9 protein-coding genes are annotated in these 14,779 nt (G+C 59.0%); 2 read left to right on the forward strand and 7 right to left on the reverse strand.

What is annotated here, in order from left to right; all coding sequences use genetic code 11:
• The first annotated feature begins 156 nt into the window (after positions 1-156).
• Both ACR0LH_RS04670 and ACR0LH_RS04675 read left to right on the forward strand, forming a co-directional pair.
• Entirely contained in the window at positions 157-1,962 is a 1,806-nt protein-coding gene (locus ACR0LH_RS04670; RefSeq protein ID WP_480719839.1) for an autotransporter assembly complex protein TamA, read from the forward strand.
• The gene (locus tag ACR0LH_RS04675; protein WP_480719840.1) at positions 1,959-6,038 is read left to right on the forward strand and encodes a translocation/assembly module TamB domain-containing protein; all 4,080 of its coding nucleotides are present in this window, start codon (positions 1,959-1,961) and stop codon (positions 6,036-6,038) included. The genes ACR0LH_RS04670 and ACR0LH_RS04675 overlap by 4 nt, the downstream gene beginning before the upstream one ends.
• On the opposite strand, the gene ACR0LH_RS04680 is transcribed toward ACR0LH_RS04675, so the two are convergent.
• From ACR0LH_RS04680 to ychF, 7 genes are all read right to left on the reverse strand, one after another.
• A complete protein-coding gene (locus ACR0LH_RS04680) occupies positions 6,035-6,547 on the reverse strand; it encodes a thioesterase family protein (RefSeq protein WP_480719841.1) in 513 nt (170 codons plus the stop codon). The two genes, ACR0LH_RS04675 and ACR0LH_RS04680, sit on opposite strands and share 4 nt — an antisense overlap.
• On the reverse strand, positions 6,540-7,328 hold the full coding sequence (locus tag ACR0LH_RS04685; protein ID WP_480719842.1) for a cyclase family protein: 789 nt from the start codon (positions 7,326-7,328) through the stop codon (positions 6,540-6,542). Before ACR0LH_RS04685 ends, ACR0LH_RS04680 begins: the two co-directional genes overlap by 8 nt.
• Positions 7,329-7,423: 95 nt before the next feature.
• Positions 7,424-10,207 (reverse strand): formate dehydrogenase subunit alpha, encoded by a 2,784-nt coding sequence (fdhF, locus tag ACR0LH_RS04690; protein WP_480719843.1) that lies wholly within the window; start codon positions 10,205-10,207, stop codon positions 7,424-7,426.
• Positions 10,208-10,221: 14 nt separating this feature from the next.
• The gene (locus ACR0LH_RS04695; protein WP_480719844.1) at positions 10,222-11,925 is read right to left on the reverse strand and encodes an NAD(P)H-dependent oxidoreductase subunit E; all 1,704 of its coding nucleotides are present in this window, start codon (positions 11,923-11,925) and stop codon (positions 10,222-10,224) included.
• Between the two features lie 85 nt (positions 11,926-12,010).
• A complete protein-coding gene (locus ACR0LH_RS04700) occupies positions 12,011-12,892 on the reverse strand; it encodes a LysR family transcriptional regulator (RefSeq protein WP_480719845.1) in 882 nt (293 codons plus the stop codon).
• A gap of 158 nt (positions 12,893-13,050) precedes the next feature.
• Positions 13,051-13,485 carry an ester cyclase gene (locus ACR0LH_RS04705; RefSeq protein ID WP_480719846.1) on the reverse strand — a complete coding sequence of 145 codons (435 nt, stop codon included), beginning with the start codon at positions 13,483-13,485 and terminating at the stop codon, positions 13,051-13,053.
• 66 nt (positions 13,486-13,551) lie between these two features.
• Positions 13,552-14,649 (reverse strand): redox-regulated ATPase YchF, encoded by a 1,098-nt coding sequence (ychF, locus tag ACR0LH_RS04710; protein ID WP_170553072.1) that lies wholly within the window; start codon positions 14,647-14,649, stop codon positions 13,552-13,554.
• Positions 14,650-14,779: the final 130 nt, after the last annotated feature.

Genomic DNA, 14,779 nt, shown 5'->3' on the forward strand with positions numbered 1-14,779 from the left:
CGGGACTGGTCGAACACACAAACCGCTAATTCTACGGCTTTTCCAAATAAATTTCTTCCCTGCGCGAATTTTGATGCTCTAACGTAGAGTTAACGGGCCGTCGCTTTGCACAAGACGGCGACATTGATTTCGACTTGAGGCAGTTGGAGCCATCAGATGCAGGGAACCGGGCGGCGCACCGTTGTGAGGAATTGCCTTATTGGTACGCTCGCCACCTTGCTGCCAACCTCTCTTGCCGCGCTTGAAACAACTTTGACCGCACCCGGCGCGCCTGCTGAGCTGGTCGAACGGATCGAACAAACGTCTTCCGTTGCAACAGCAGAGTCTCGCGGGTTGGACACTCCGCTGGAAATCTTGTCGGCAGCCTTGTCGGATTACCGCACGATTGTTCAGATTCTTTACGACGAAGGGTATTTCAGCCCGGTCGTCAGCATAAAACTTGACGGAGCGGAAGCAGCCGAGATCAGCTCGCTCAGCGTTCCGGCTCAGATCAATCGAGCGGTCATTACGGTCAACACCGGCCCCAGCTTTAAGTTCGGCGAGGCGGTCGTTGATCCGCTGGCCCCTGAAACCGAGCTGCCCGAGGATTTTGCGACGGGGCAGTTGGCGACAACTGGCGCCATCCAGCGCGCCGCGTCTGCTGGTGTGCAGGGTTGGCGCGACGCGGGTCACGCCAAGGCAGGGGTTGAGGACCAGCAAGTCATTGCGCGACACGCGCAGGCTAGGCTGGATGCGCGCGTTGATCTGGCACCGGGGCCGCGCCTGACCTTCGGTAAAATGTTCATCAAGGGCGACTCGGACGTGCGCCATGAAGCCATCGAGAAAATTGCCGGTTTCCCGTCGGGCGAGGTTTACTCACCCGAACAGGTTCAAAAGGTAGGAACCCGCTTGCGCAGGACCGGCACCTTCAATGTGGTTTCCATCGAAGAAAGAGAAACTCCAAACCCGGACGGAACGCTGGATTTTGACGCCCATTTTGAAGACCTGCCCAAACGCCGCCTGACTTTCGGGTTCGAGGTCGCCTCGCGCGATGGGATCGACGTGACCGCGACATGGACGCACCGCAACGTGTTCCGGCGTGCGGAAAGACTGCGCTTTGAAGCCGCACTGCGCAATATTGGCGGGGCCGAGGATTTGGACGGGCGCATCGGTCTTCGTCTGGATCAACCCGACAGGCTGGGTCCAGACGACAACACATTCTGGAGCGCCCTGATCGAGCGTCGAAACACCGAAAACTACAACGTGACGGTCACGTCTCTGGCCTATGGTGCGCGTCGCACCTTCTCTGACCGCCTCTATGCCGAGGCCTCGGCCGGGTTCTTGTGGTCCAATGCCGATGACGCCTTTGGAGACGGTCGCAAGTTCCAGTATTTCATCATCCCCGCACGGTCAGAGTGGGACCAGCGCGACAGCAAGGTCAGCGCCACACGCGGGTTTTATCTGGACTCCAACGTCATGCCCTTCGTCGGGCTATCGGGAACGGAAACCGGTATTCGGTTTTTCTTTGACGGACGCAGCTATACCAGCCTGAACACGGAAGGCCGTATCGTTCTGGCCGGCCGCGTCCAGATCGGATCGGTTATCGGCCCTCCGCTGGACGGCGTAACACCCAGTTTTCTGTTCTTCTCGGGCGGCGCAGGTACCGTGCGCGGGCAACCGTATGAAAGCCTTGGCGTCCCGGTCGGGAATGAAGTTGCCGGGGGTAAGTCATTCCTTGGTCTGTCCGGTGAGATACGCGGAAAGGTGACCGAAGCAATATCGCTGGTAGGGTTTTATGACTATGGTGTCGTGGACTCCTCGTCTTTTGTCACCAGCGCCGCGGCGTCTCATTCCGGCGCGGGGCTGGGTGTCAGGTATGACCTTGGTGGATTTGGCCCGCTGCGCCTTGATCTCGCCGTCCCTGTACAGGGCGATACGGGGGATGGCCTGCAGTTTTATATCGGGATCGGACAGGCATTTTGATACGGCGATACTCATATCCTGTTCTGACCGCGACGCTTATCCTGACCGCGCCGCCCGTGATCGCGCAGGAAGATGGCGGCGGCAGCATGCTGGAGAACTTTCTGCAGGACACCCTGTCGGGCGACAATCAGAATGTGACCGTGACCGGCCTTCAAGGTGCACTGAGCGCGCGTGCGACGATCGAGGAAATTACCATAGCGGACAACGAAGGCGTCTGGCTGACCATCAAGGACGCACAGCTTGACTGGAACCGTCTGGCCCTGATCCGAGGTCGGTTTTCGGTCAATTCACTAACGGCGCAGGAAATCGACATCACCCGCGCGCCCGGTGCGACGACGACAGAGGAACCGGCAGCTTCGGTCGAAACGCAGCCCTTCCAACTGCCGGAACTGCCCGTCGCGATTGAAATCGGAGAAATCAGGATTGACGAGCTGTCTCTGGGCGAACCTCTGATCGGGGTCGCCGCGGACCTCTCGGTCAACGGCAACCTGTCTCTGGCGGACGGAACGCTAGACACCTTGCTGGACATAACCCGGCTGGACCGCGCAGGGGATGAGGTCAAGTTGACAGCAGGATTTGAAAACGCCACAAGCGAGATCAATCTGGACCTGCAAGTGACCGAGGCCGCAGGCGGGCTGATTTCGACCGCCCTGAAAATCCCGGACAGCCCCCCGATTGGCCTGACGGCCAAGGGATCGGGGCCGGTTACCGATTTCACAGCCGATATCGGGTTAAGCAGCGACAACCAACAACGCGTGACGGGTCAGGTGCGCTTACGCGCAGCCGATGGTGGCGCGCAGCAAGGGATTGCCTTTACGACCGATCTGAGCGGCGACCTGACGCCGTTTCTGACCCCCGAGATTGACCCATTCTTTGGAACAGACACGCGCCTGTTCGTAGATGGGCAAACCAAACCCGAAGGCGCGCTTGAAGTGTCGGATATTGAACTGACCACACAGGCGCTGAACCTAAAGGGAGAGTTGCAACTGGCCGAAGGCGGCTCGCTCCAATTGGCTGCCCTTCAGGGCCGCATCACACCGCCCGTCGGTGAAGCCGTGGTGTTGCCGGTCGCTGGCGGTGAAACATCCATTGAGGCGGCGCAGATTTCCGCTCTGTACGACCAGAAGAACGGAAACCTCTGGGATTTGAGCTTGACTGCAAATGCATTCAAGTCGCCTCAGGCCAATCTGCAAAACGCGCGCATCAGTGCGCAGGGTGTGCTGGACCAAGGCGAGGCTCTGGCCGTTAGCGGGGATGTTCAGGCCAGCGTCACTGGTATCGACCTGACCGATGCGGCCCTGAACACAGCCGTCGGCCAGCGCGTCACGCTGGACGGGCAATTCGACTATGGCAGCGATCAGTCCCTGAACCTGTCAGGGTTTGAACTGATCGGCTCTGACTATGCGCTGGCGCTGGATGCGCTGATTGACGGTTTGACAAGCGGACTGACCGTGGATGGAACGGCGACGCTTGAGGCAACCGATCTGGCACGGTTTTCGGAGATCGCCAATCTTGACCTAAAGGGGCAGGTGTCGGCGCGGGTCGAAGGGAAAGGATCGCCGCTTGAGGGCAGTTTCGACGGGACGCTATTCGTAGACGGCAGCGATCTGGCCACCGGGCGCGACGATATTGATCCGGTGATCACCGGGGAAACCACGATCTCTCTGGACGGCAAACGCGGGTCTGACGGCATCACGATCCGGTCCTTTGAACTGAATAGCGCAGCGGCACAGGCGCAGGCAAACGGGGTGGTCACGACGCCAAACGGGAACCTGACCATCGACGGACAAGCGCAAGTCAACGCGCCGGATTTGTCTGTTTTCTCGGGTCTGGCCCAGCGCGATCTTGGTGGCTCAGTACGGGCTGAAGTTGACGGCACTGGCACCGTGCAAACGCTGGAATTTGACGGCACCGCAAGTGTGGTCGGCAGGAACCTTCGGACAGGCATAGCTGATATCGATCCGCTTTTGGCAGAGCAAACCACGATTCAATGGGACGGCGCACGCTCGGCCGATCAGATCGAGATTCGCAACGCGACGGTGAATGGCAAAGCCCTGAGCGCACAGGTACAGGCCACCGTGAATGACCCGACCGGAGAGCCATCCGGCGAAGGCGAGGCGCGCATTGATGTGCCAGACCTATCCCTATTTTCGGGGCTGGCTGGCCAACACCTGACTGGTTCCGTGACCGCCAATTTTCAAGGCAGCGGAGACCTGGCGTCCCGTGGCTTTGATATTCAGGGCAATCTGGACGCCGATGACATTCAGGTCGGCATGGACTTTGTCGACAAGCTTGTGAAAGGCCGCACGACACTGACCGTGGACGCCCAAAATGGGGAACAGGGTCTGGAGGTCCGTAATTTCCGCCTGCAAGGTCCGGCCATTTCTGCCAATGCGTCTGGCAAGATCGCGCGTGAGGCGGGCGGGCTGGACTACTTCGTTCAACTGGACGATGTCGCGCGGATCACACAGACTCTGACCGGCCCCCTGACACTGGAGGGGAATGTTGCGCCCACAACGTCCGGCCTGGAAGGAACGGCAAACCTGCGCGGCCCGGACAGTTCCTACGCGTCACTGGAAGGGTCCGTGGATTCAGACGGAACGGCTGATCTGGACTTTGACGCCAAGCTAAACCGGATTGAGCGGTTCGCCCCGGACTTCCCCGGCACGATCGCCGCCACCGGCACAGCGAAACGCGACAACGGCGTCTGGACAATCGACACCACCGCCGAAGGTCCGGCAGAGATCAACAGTCAGGTGTCCGGTACGTTTGACGAGACATCAGGCGAAGCCGACCTTAAAGCCGTGGGTGGGGTCAACATCGGCATTGCCAATCTGTTCATCTCGCCCAACAAGATCGAAGGCACAGCCCGATTTGATCTGGCCGTGAAAGGAAAACCGGCACTTGAAGCCGTCAGTGGATCAATCACCACGTCGGGCACGTCACTGGCGATTCCTAGTGCCGGGCAAACGATTACGGGAATAAGCGGCTCAGTTGAGTTGGCCCAAAGCCGCGCCACGATTTCACTGAGCGGCGGCCCACGGGCTGGCGGCAATTTCACGGTTGCGGGACCGGTGGACCTTACCCCGCCTTTCAACGCAAATATTACAACGACGCTCAACAGCCTCGTGTTGACCGATCAATTATTGTTCGACACCACCCTCAATGGCCAAATCGCGATGTCGGGCGCACTGGCTGGCAACAGCTCGATCGCCGGGCAAATCACCTTCGACGAGACAAACATCAATCTGGCCGCAGCATCCGGGGCGGCCGGTGCGGCTCCGATCCCGGACATCCAGCACATAGGCGAAAGCACGGCCAGCTTCGTGACCCGAGAACATGCAGGACTGGTCGCCAAGGAAAAGACAACCCAGAACGATTCCCGCATTGCGCTTGATATTTCGCTTATTGCGCCCAAGGCGGTGTTTGTGCGCGGACGAGGGGTGAACGCCGAGCTTGGCGGGCGGCTGTTCATTGGCGGCACCACGTCCTCGGTCGTTCCATCCGGGCAGATAGAACTGATCCGGGGCCATTTTGACATTCTCGGGCGTAGGCTGGCGCTGACCAAAGGCATCGTGACCCTGCAAGGCGACCTGACGCCTTATATCGAGTTTGAATCCTCGGCCAGCACCTCGGACGGGACGGCGACCATCGAAATTGCCGGTCCACTGGATGCGCCAGAAGTAGATGTCTTTTCGGACCCCGAACGCCCGGCCGAAGAAGCGCTGGCTATGCTCTTGTTCGGCAACCGCTTTTCCGAATTGTCGCCGTTTGTCATTGCACAAATGGCTGCGTCTCTGGCGCAGCTCAGTGGCGCGGGCGGAGATGCAACAAAGGGTGTACGGGATTCAACCGGAGTTGACACAATCGACATCGGCGCAACCGAAGGCGGCGCGGGTCGATTGGGCGCGGGGGCTTATCTGAGTGACAATCTATACACCGATTTCACCGTGAACACCGAAGGCGATACCGAGGTGAACCTGAACCTCGACGTGACCGACAATTTCACCGTTCGCGGAACAGTAGACGGGCGCGGGGAAACAGGCGTTGGGGTGTTTTTTGAACGCGACTACTAAGCGCGCCGTATCCCTATCGCTTGCCCGACCTGTGGTGCTGCGTCCAACCCCGCGTGATCCCGCACCATCCTGGCAAGCCGTTCTGCCGCCCAGTCCGGGTAGGCGACCGAACGCCCGGTCTGATGGCTGACATTCATGAACAGCGCCTCTTGGGTGGCGCAAACTTCGCCGTCGTTTTCTGACAGCATCTGCGCAAAGTAATGGCCCCTCTTGTGGTCCGCATCCAGTAAGCGGATCCGAAAAAAGAAGGGTTCGTTTTCCTGCACTTCGCGCAGAAAAGTCATATGAGATTGCAGGACGTATGGTCCCTGCCCCAAAGCCGCCACTTGCACTTCGCCAAGGCCCAGATGCTCGACCATCAGTTTTTCCAGTGCCAGATCAAAGGCCACACCGTAGTAACCCACATTCATGTGGCCATTATAATCGATCCATTCCGGCAGCACCCTGAAACCCCGAATTTCAACCGGCGCGTCATAGGGGCCGTCATGCCCGCTTAGGGGTTCAGTCATCTGCATCCTCCTCAAAAATCGCAACGGCCCGAATAAACCCTGCCGACGCGCCCTTGATCTTGAAAGGAAAGCACGAGATTTCAAACCCCGTCGGCGGTAGGTCTTCTAGGTTGGTCAGCTTTTCCATGTGGCAATACCCAATCTCCATCGAGGCGCGATGCCCCTCCCAAATGATCGAGGCATCCTGCGTCTCGGCGTATTCCTGCGCTGTCAGGGCAAAGGGCGCGTCCCAGCTCCAGGCATCCGTGCCGGTCACGCGCACGCCGCGTTCCGTCAGATACAACGTCGCCTCACGGCCCATACCGCAGCCTTTCAACAGATAGTCCGGCTGACCATAGTGCGTGCCCGCAGACGTGTTGACGATCACAATGTCCAGTGGTTGCAGATCATGGCCTATGCGCTTCAGCTCGGCCTCGACATCGGCGGCTGTCGCAACATAACCGTCATCGAAATGCCGGAAATCCAGCTTCACACCTGGGTTCATGCACCATTCCAGTGGCACCTCGTCGATGGTTATCGCGCGTTCGCCATTATTCATCGTCGAGTGGTGGTGATACGGCGCATCCAGATGGGAGCCGTTATGGGTCGCGATCTGAAGGCGCTCGATGGCCCAGCCTTCGCCCCCCGGCAGATCATCCTTACGCAGGCCGGGAAAGAAAGACATGACCTGTTCTGCCGTCTGGTCGTGGGTCAGGTATTCGATCTCTGGCAGCATGATCGGCGGGTCGGATACGATCCCGGTTTCCAGCGGAACGGACAAATCGACAAAACGGCGCGGCATTTGAACCTCTATTACCCAAAGCGGTAATAGGTTTGGCCGCATCTAACCCGCTGTCAAGGAAAGAAAAAGGCGGTCACTATGACCGCCTTTTTCGATTACTCCGCCGCGATCGCGTCTTCGATCTTTTCGACGCGAATGGCCGAGAACTTGAACTCGGGGATTTTGCCATAGGGGTCGATGGCCGAGTTGGTCAGGATGTTCGCCGCCGCCTCGACATAGGCGAACGGGATGAACACCATATCCTCGGCAATCGCGCGGTCTGCCCGAACCATGATGTCGATAGACCCACGACGAGTGGTCAGACGGATCGTCTCGCCCGGCTCGATCCCCATCAGTTTCAGCGTCCGGGGATTCATCGAACAATTCGCCTCGGGCTCAACCGCGTCCAGCACGTTGGACCGTCGGGTCATTGACCCGGTGTGCCAATGTTCAAGCTGACGGCCTGTCGTGGCGATCATCGGGTATTCGTCATCCGGGGCTTCGTCCGGCGGGATGACACTGGCCGGAGTGAACTTTGCCCTACCGTCTGCACGCGGGAAACCATCGCCAAATACGATAGGCTGCCCTGGGTCTGTTTCGCTGAGCGATGGGTAGGTGATCGTCTCAGTCTCGAGCCGTTCCCATGTGATGTTGTCCAGCGACTCCATCGTCAACTTCATCTCGGCAAAGACCTGCGATACGTCGGTGTAATCCCAATTCAGCCCGATGCGCTGCGCCAGTTCGACCGTAATCTTCCAATCCTCGCGCGCCTCACCCGGAGGGGTCACGGCGGGACGCACACGCTGCACCTGACGGTTGGTGTTCGACACGGTGCCGTTCTTTTCATACAGCGCCGAGGCAGGCAGGATGATGTCGGCATAGTTCGCCGTCTCGGTCAGGAAAATGTCCTGCACGATCATCAGGTCCAGCTTGGCCAGCGCGTCGCGCGCGTGGTTCACATCCGGATCGGACATGGCTGGGTTTTCACCCATGATGTACATACCCTTGATGTTGCCCGCGTAAGCCTGATCAATAATCTCGGTGACCGTCAAACCCTTCTCGTTCGAGAAGTCGTCCGAGTTCCAGACGGTGTTGAACTTGGCGCGAATGCCATCATCGGTCACGGTCTGGTAATCGGGCAGGAACATCGGGATCAGACCCGCGTCAGACGCCCCCTGCACGTTGTTCTGACCGCGCAGCGGATGCAGACCCGCGCCGGGTTTTCCAACGTTGCCGGTCATCAGCGCAAGGCTGATCAGGCAGCGCGAATTATCCGTGCCGTGGATGTGCTGGCTGACGCCCATCCCCCAGAAGATCAGACCGGCTTTGGCCTGCGCAAAGGTCCGCGCAACGCGGCGGAGTTGATCGGGTTCGATGCCGCAGATTGGCGACATCGCCTCGGGCGTGAACTGGCGCAGATGCTCTTTCTCGGCCTCCCAGTTCTCGGTCCAGCGGTGGATGTACTGGCTGTCATACAGCTCCTCCTCGACGATCACATTCATGATCGCGTTGAGCATCGAGACATCCGCACCCGGACGGAACTGCAGCATCTCATCCGCAAACTTGCGCATCCCGACACCGCGCGGGTCCATCACGATCAACTTGCCACCACGCTTGGCAAACTGCTTGAAATAGGTCGCCGCGACGGGGTGGTTTTCGATCGGGTTCGAGCCGATGATGATCGCCACATCCGCGTTTTCGATCTCGTTAAAGGTTGCGGTCACAGCGCCGGACCCGACGTTCTCGATCAGAGCAGCAACGGACGATGCGTGGCACAGACGAGTGCAGTGGTCGACGTTGTTGTGCTTGAACCCCTGACGGATGAACTTCTGGAACAGGTACGCTTCTTCGTTGGTGCACTTGGCCGAACCAAAGCCTGCGACGCTGCGCGGATCTTCATCGCGCAAGCCCTTCAGCTTGGCGGCGGCAAAATCCATCGCCTCGTCCCAGGTCGCCTCGCGGAAGTGGGTCGACAGGTCGGACGGATCGACATTCAGACCCTTGGCGGGCGCATCCTCGCGCCGGATCAGCGGCTTGGTCAGGCGGTGTGGGTGGTGGATATAGTCGAACCCGAACCGGCCCTTGACGCACAGGCGGCCTTCGTTGGCGGGGCCATTGATGCCCTCGACATACTTGACCTTACCGTCCTTGACCTTCAGCGAGACCTTACAGCCCACGCCACAGAACGGGCAGACGCTTTCGGTTTCACTATCGTAATCCTTGCTATCGCCTTTCTGCTGGTCATCCAGCACGGTGGCGGGCATCAGCGCACCGGTCGGACACGCCTGAACACATTCACCACAGGCCACACAGGTCGAATCCCCCATCGGGTCGTTCTGATCAAACACCACCTGCGCCGTATGACCGCGACCGGCCATGCCGATCACGTCGTTCACCTGCACTTCTCGGCAGGCGCGAACGCAGAGGTTGCAGTTGATGCAGGCATCCAGATTGACGCGCATCGCGACGTGGCTGTCATCCAGCAGCGGGATTTTCTCGGCCTCTTTCGCTGGGAAACGGCTGTCCGAGACATCGTTCAACTTGGCCATATCCCAGAAATGGCTTGAGGTGTCGTGGGCTTCCTCGGGCTGGTCAGCTACCAGCAGCTCCATGACCATGGCGCGCGATTTCTCGGCGCGGTCAGAATCCGTTTTGACCACCATCCCGTCCGCCGCAGGACGGATGCACGAGGCGACCAGAGTGCGCTCGCCTTCCACCTCAACCATACAGGCGCGGCAGTTCCCGTCGGGGCGATAGCCCGGCTGCGGTTTGTGGCATAGGTGCGGAATGGTGAACCCCTGCCCCTTGGCGGCTTCCCAGATTGTCCAGCCCTCGGGCACGGTGACATCTTCGCCGTTCAGGTTGAAGGTGACGGTCTTGTTTGGGCTTGCGTCAAGCATGGCTCTGTCTCCCTTCAGATTTCGTCAGCGAAATGTTTGATGACAAGGCGGATCGGGTTCGGAGCCGCCTGCCCCAGACCGCAGATCGAGGCATCGCCCATGACCTGACACAGATCCTCCAGCAGATCGGTGTCCCATGTGTCGGCTTGCATCAACTTGACCGCCTTTTCGCAACCGGCACGGCAGGGCGTACACTGGCCGCAGCTTTCATCCTCGAAGAACCGCAGCATGTTCAGCGCCGCATCCCGCGCGGTGTCCTGATCGGACAGAACCACCACCGCTGCAGAGCCAATGAACGTGCCATGCGGTTGCAGCGTGTCAAAATCCAGCGGAATGTCATCCATCGACGCAGGCAGCAGACCCGAGGACGGACCACCCGGCTGGTACGCCTTGAAGGTCTGACCCTCGGCCATGCCACCAGCGGCCTCAATCACATCCAGAATGGTCGATCCTGCGGGCAGCAGATACACGCCCGGCTGCGCCACGCGACCCGAGACCGAATAGCTGCGCAGCCCCTTACGGCCGTTCTTTTCGGTGCTGTTGAGGCATTCCGGCCCCTCGCGGCAGACTTTCGTGACCCAATACAGCGTCTCGACATTGTGCACCAAGGTCGGGCGGTTAAACACGCCAACTTGCGCCACGAACGGAGGACGGTGTCGCGGCAGGCCCTTTTTACCTTCGATCGATTCAATCATCGCGGATTCTTCACCGCAGATATACGCGCCAGCACCCCGGCGCAGGTCGATATAACCAGGCGCGACAATCCCGGCGGCTTCCAGCGCGGCGATCTCGCGGCGCAGAATCTCCAGCACCGCCGGATATTCGTCGCGCATGTAGATAAAGCAAGTCTCGGCCTCGACTGCCCATGCCGCGATCAGCATCCCTTCGAGGAAGACATGCGGCGTCCGCTCAAGATAGTAGCGGTCTTTGAACGTGCCCGGCTCGCCTTCGTCCCCATTCACGGCCAGATAGCGCGGCCCTTCGTTCATGCGAACAAAGCCCCATTTCTTGCCCGACGGGAAGCCAGCACCACCCAGACCGCGCAGGCCCGAGGACAAGATATCGTCCTGTACCTGTTCCCAATCGCCACGATCGCGCAGCTCTTTCAGTTTGGCGTAGCCGCCATCGGCCTCATAGGTGGCAAAGGTTTCGTAATCGGGCAGATGAGTGTGAGTATCATCCGCGGCAATCGCCGCCTGCACCTTTTCGGGGGTCGCGTGGTCGATATGGTTGTGGCCAATCTCAAGCACCGGAGCGGTATCACAACGGCCCATGCAGGGCGCACGCACGACGCGGACCTCAGCCGGGTCCAGACCGTCCTCAAGCGCCTTCTGCAACTGCTGGGCACCAGCCATTTCGCAGGACAGGGAATCACAGACACGGATCGTCAGCGCGGGCGGCGGCACCTCATCTTCTTTGACCACATCGAAATGGGCGTAGAAGGTGGCGGTTTCATAGATTTCGGCCTGACCGATGCGCATTTCGACCGCCAACGCAGCGATATGGTCGGCGCTGATATGGCCGTGCGCGTCCTGAATCAAATGCAGGAATTCGATCAACAGATCTCGGCGGCGTGGGCGATCCTCCAACAGGCGATGAATCTCAGCCTGCGCTTCGTCCGTGAACTGACGGCCTTTGGGCGTGTGCCGCCCTTTGCCTTTACCTGACTTCCAGACGCCCTTGGGTGCGCCTGATGGCTTGGTGTCTAATGGTGCCATGATGCCCTCCGATTGAGGCCCCGTGTCTCATCAGATCAGCATATCGTCAAATCGCATATTCCAATCGCACGATAACGACACCTTATCACCGCAATGAGGCCACCACCGCACGCAGCGCCTCAACGGTGGGCAATTCCGGTTCGCGGGTCAGAGTCGCCAGGCAGATCGGTTTGCTGACAACGGGATCAACCAAGGGCAATACTTTGGTCCCTTTTAGATCGCCCAGCGCCCGCACCAGTACGCGCGGCACGACCGTGGCTGCCAAACCCTCGCGCGCCATGACCATTGAGGCCGTGAAACCGCTGGTTTCGGCCACCACATGCGGGTGCAAACCCTGTTCGGCGAAAATGCGGTCCAGAATGCGCCTGTTCTGCATCTGCGGCTCTAGCAGACTGATCGGAAACTCGGCCACCTGCGCCCATGGAATCGGGCCGGATTCCTCGGTCATATGGGACGGCACCAACAGGACATAGGTTTCCTCGTACAAGGGCTGTACCTGTCGCAAATCGGTTCCGATGCTGTCGCCATAGGTGATGCCCGCGTCCAGACTGCCCTCATCCAGCCGATGCTGAATCGCTGTTGCGGACATGGTTTCGATCCGGGTGACGATGCGCGGATGCGCCTGCTGCAGGCGTTTGACAAGCCGACCCGTAAAGGCAATCGCCGTAGGAATGACGCCTAAAATCAAAGTGCCTGTGATCTCGCCGCGCGCGGCCAGAACTTGCTGTTCCAGAGCTTTGGTATCGTCCAGAATGCGCCGCGCCCGACGGACCATCATCTCACCTTCTTCGGTCAGACCCTGAAACCTGTTGGCGCGGCGAACGATCGAAACCCCTAACCGATCCTCCAGATTCCGTATCCGCATCGAGAACGCAGGCTGCGAAATACCACATTCCTCGGCTGCCTTTGCAAAGTGCTGATGCCGCGCAAGGGCGATGAGGAGTTGGAGGTCGCGGATTTCGATCATTCGGGGTTTTCTCTGGTCTCTGGTCGGCCTGATATTACAGAACGATTTGCAGGAATAAGTGCAAGCTTTCAACTTCTGACTACTGAATTGACGGGCCAACGGACACGCGGAGACTAAAGTTCAAACGCTGACGTCTGCGATTGAGGACTGCCCTGTATCTAACTGTTCAGATTGCCTGCCAACTGCTGCCTAAGTGACCTTTCGTCCTGCAGCCCCCAGAATTCAGAAAGTTTCTCGTCCTTGATTCTATAGATGCTGATAATCTTGAACTCGACCTCGCGCCCGGTCGCTGGAACACCCAACCATTCGTCGGAATGTGTTCCCCTCAGCGTCTTGTAGGCGACAACCTTATCGCCTTCAGCGATCAGCGCTTCGACGGTTGCATGCAAATCAGGAAAAGCCCTAAGGAAACTTGCATACCCTTGCTTCAAGCCCTCGATGCCACCCACAAAGGCTCCGCCACCACTCGCCGTGTGGTCAACGAAATCCTCGGCGAAAACATCGGAAATGGCATCAAGCGAATGGCCGTTCTGAATGTCGTCTATGTATCTTTGGACAACGGCTTTATTGGCTTCGACTCTCTCGTTATCCATCCGAATACAACCAAGTTTGGAAAACTCGGTTTCAGATAGCACATTTATCGAAGTGATTGCACTGCGTTACGTATTGAACAAAAAGTGCATCACATCGCCGTCCTTGACGATATAGCCCTTGCCTTCGGCCCGCATCTTGCCTGCCTCTTTCGCGCCCTGCTCGCCGTTGGCGGCGATGTAGTCGTCATAAGCGATGGTCTCGGCGCGGATGAAGCCTTTTTCAAAGTCACCATGGATCACACCAGCGGCCTGAGGCGCGGCGGTGCCGGTGCGGATGGTCCAGGCGCGGGCCTCTTTCGGGCCGACGGTGAAATAGGTTTCCAGGTGCAGCAGGTCGTAACCGGCGCGGATCAGACGGTCGAGGCCGGGTTCTTCCAGACCCATTTCCTCAAGGAACATCTGCGCTTCGTCATCTTCCAGCAGGCTGATCTCTTCTTCGATCTTGGCGCTGATGATGACGTGGGAATTACCTTGCGCCGCGGCCATTTCAGCAACCTTGGCAGAATATTCATTGCCCTCGGCGGCTTCTTCCTCGGACACGTTGCAAACGTACAGCACCGGCTTGGTGGTCAGCAGCTGCAGCATCTTCCACGCCTTGGCGTCCTCGTCCGAAACCTCGACCAGACGCGCGGGCTTGCCGTTTTCCAGCATCTCTTGCGCCTCGGCCAGCAGGCGGTCTTGTTGCTGCGCCTCTTTGTCGTTGCCCTTCAGCTTGCGCACCAGATTGGCGCGGCGCTTTTCGATGCTCTCCAGATCGGCCAGCATCAGCTCGGTCTCGATCGTGTCGGCATCGGCCACAGGATCGACACGACCGTCCACATGGGTCACGTCGCCATCCTCGAAACAGCGCAGCACATGAGCGATTGCGTCAGTCTCGCGGATGTTGGCCAGAAACTGGTTCCCCAGCCCTTCACCCTTCGAGGCGCCTTTGACCAGACCGGCAATGTCCACGAAAGTCATGCGCGTCGGGATGATCTGCTTCGAAGACGCAATAGCCGCCAATTTGTCCAGCCGGTCATCAGGAACGGCCACATCGCCCACATTGGGTTCGATGGTACAGAACGGGAAATTCGCCGCCTGCGCAGCAGCCGTCTTGGTCAGCGCGTTGAACAAGGTCGACTTACCGACATTCGGCAGACCCACGATTCCCATTTTAAAGCCCATGTCGGCCTCCTGAAGCGATACGACGGCGTCTTCTATTCAGGTAAGCTCGAATGCGCAACCCAAGGCCCGACATGATCCGAGTCTGAATTGCAACATCGCAGATCTGTTAGACCTTTTGTTCAGGGGCTAC

The organism is Ruegeria sp. CL6, from assembly GCF_056536465.1.

Bases quoted from the DNA above. Each gene is read 5' to 3' on its own strand.
- ACR0LH_RS04705 (WP_480719846.1), bottom strand. From the start codon at position 13,485: ATGGATAACGAGAGAGTCGAAGCCAATAAAGCCGTTGTCCAAAGATAC.
- ychF (WP_170553072.1), bottom strand. From the start codon at position 14,649: ATGGGCTTTAAAATGGGAATCGTGGGTCTGCCGAATGTCGGTAAGTCG.
- ACR0LH_RS04670 (WP_480719839.1), top strand. From the start codon at position 157: ATGCAGGGAACCGGGCGGCGCACCGTTGTGAGGAATTGCCTTATTGGT.
- ACR0LH_RS04685 (WP_480719842.1), bottom strand. From the start codon at position 7,328: ATGCCGCGCCGTTTTGTCGATTTGTCCGTTCCGCTGGAAACCGGGATC.
- fdhF (WP_480719843.1), bottom strand. From the start codon at position 10,207: ATGCTTGACGCAAGCCCAAACAAGACCGTCACCTTCAACCTGAACGGC.
- ACR0LH_RS04700 (WP_480719845.1), bottom strand. From the start codon at position 12,892: ATGATCGAAATCCGCGACCTCCAACTCCTCATCGCCCTTGCGCGGCAT.
- ACR0LH_RS04695 (WP_480719844.1), bottom strand. From the start codon at position 11,925: ATGGCACCATTAGACACCAAGCCATCAGGCGCACCCAAGGGCGTCTGG.
- ACR0LH_RS04680 (WP_480719841.1), bottom strand. From the start codon at position 6,547: ATGACTGAACCCCTAAGCGGGCATGACGGCCCCTATGACGCGCCGGTT.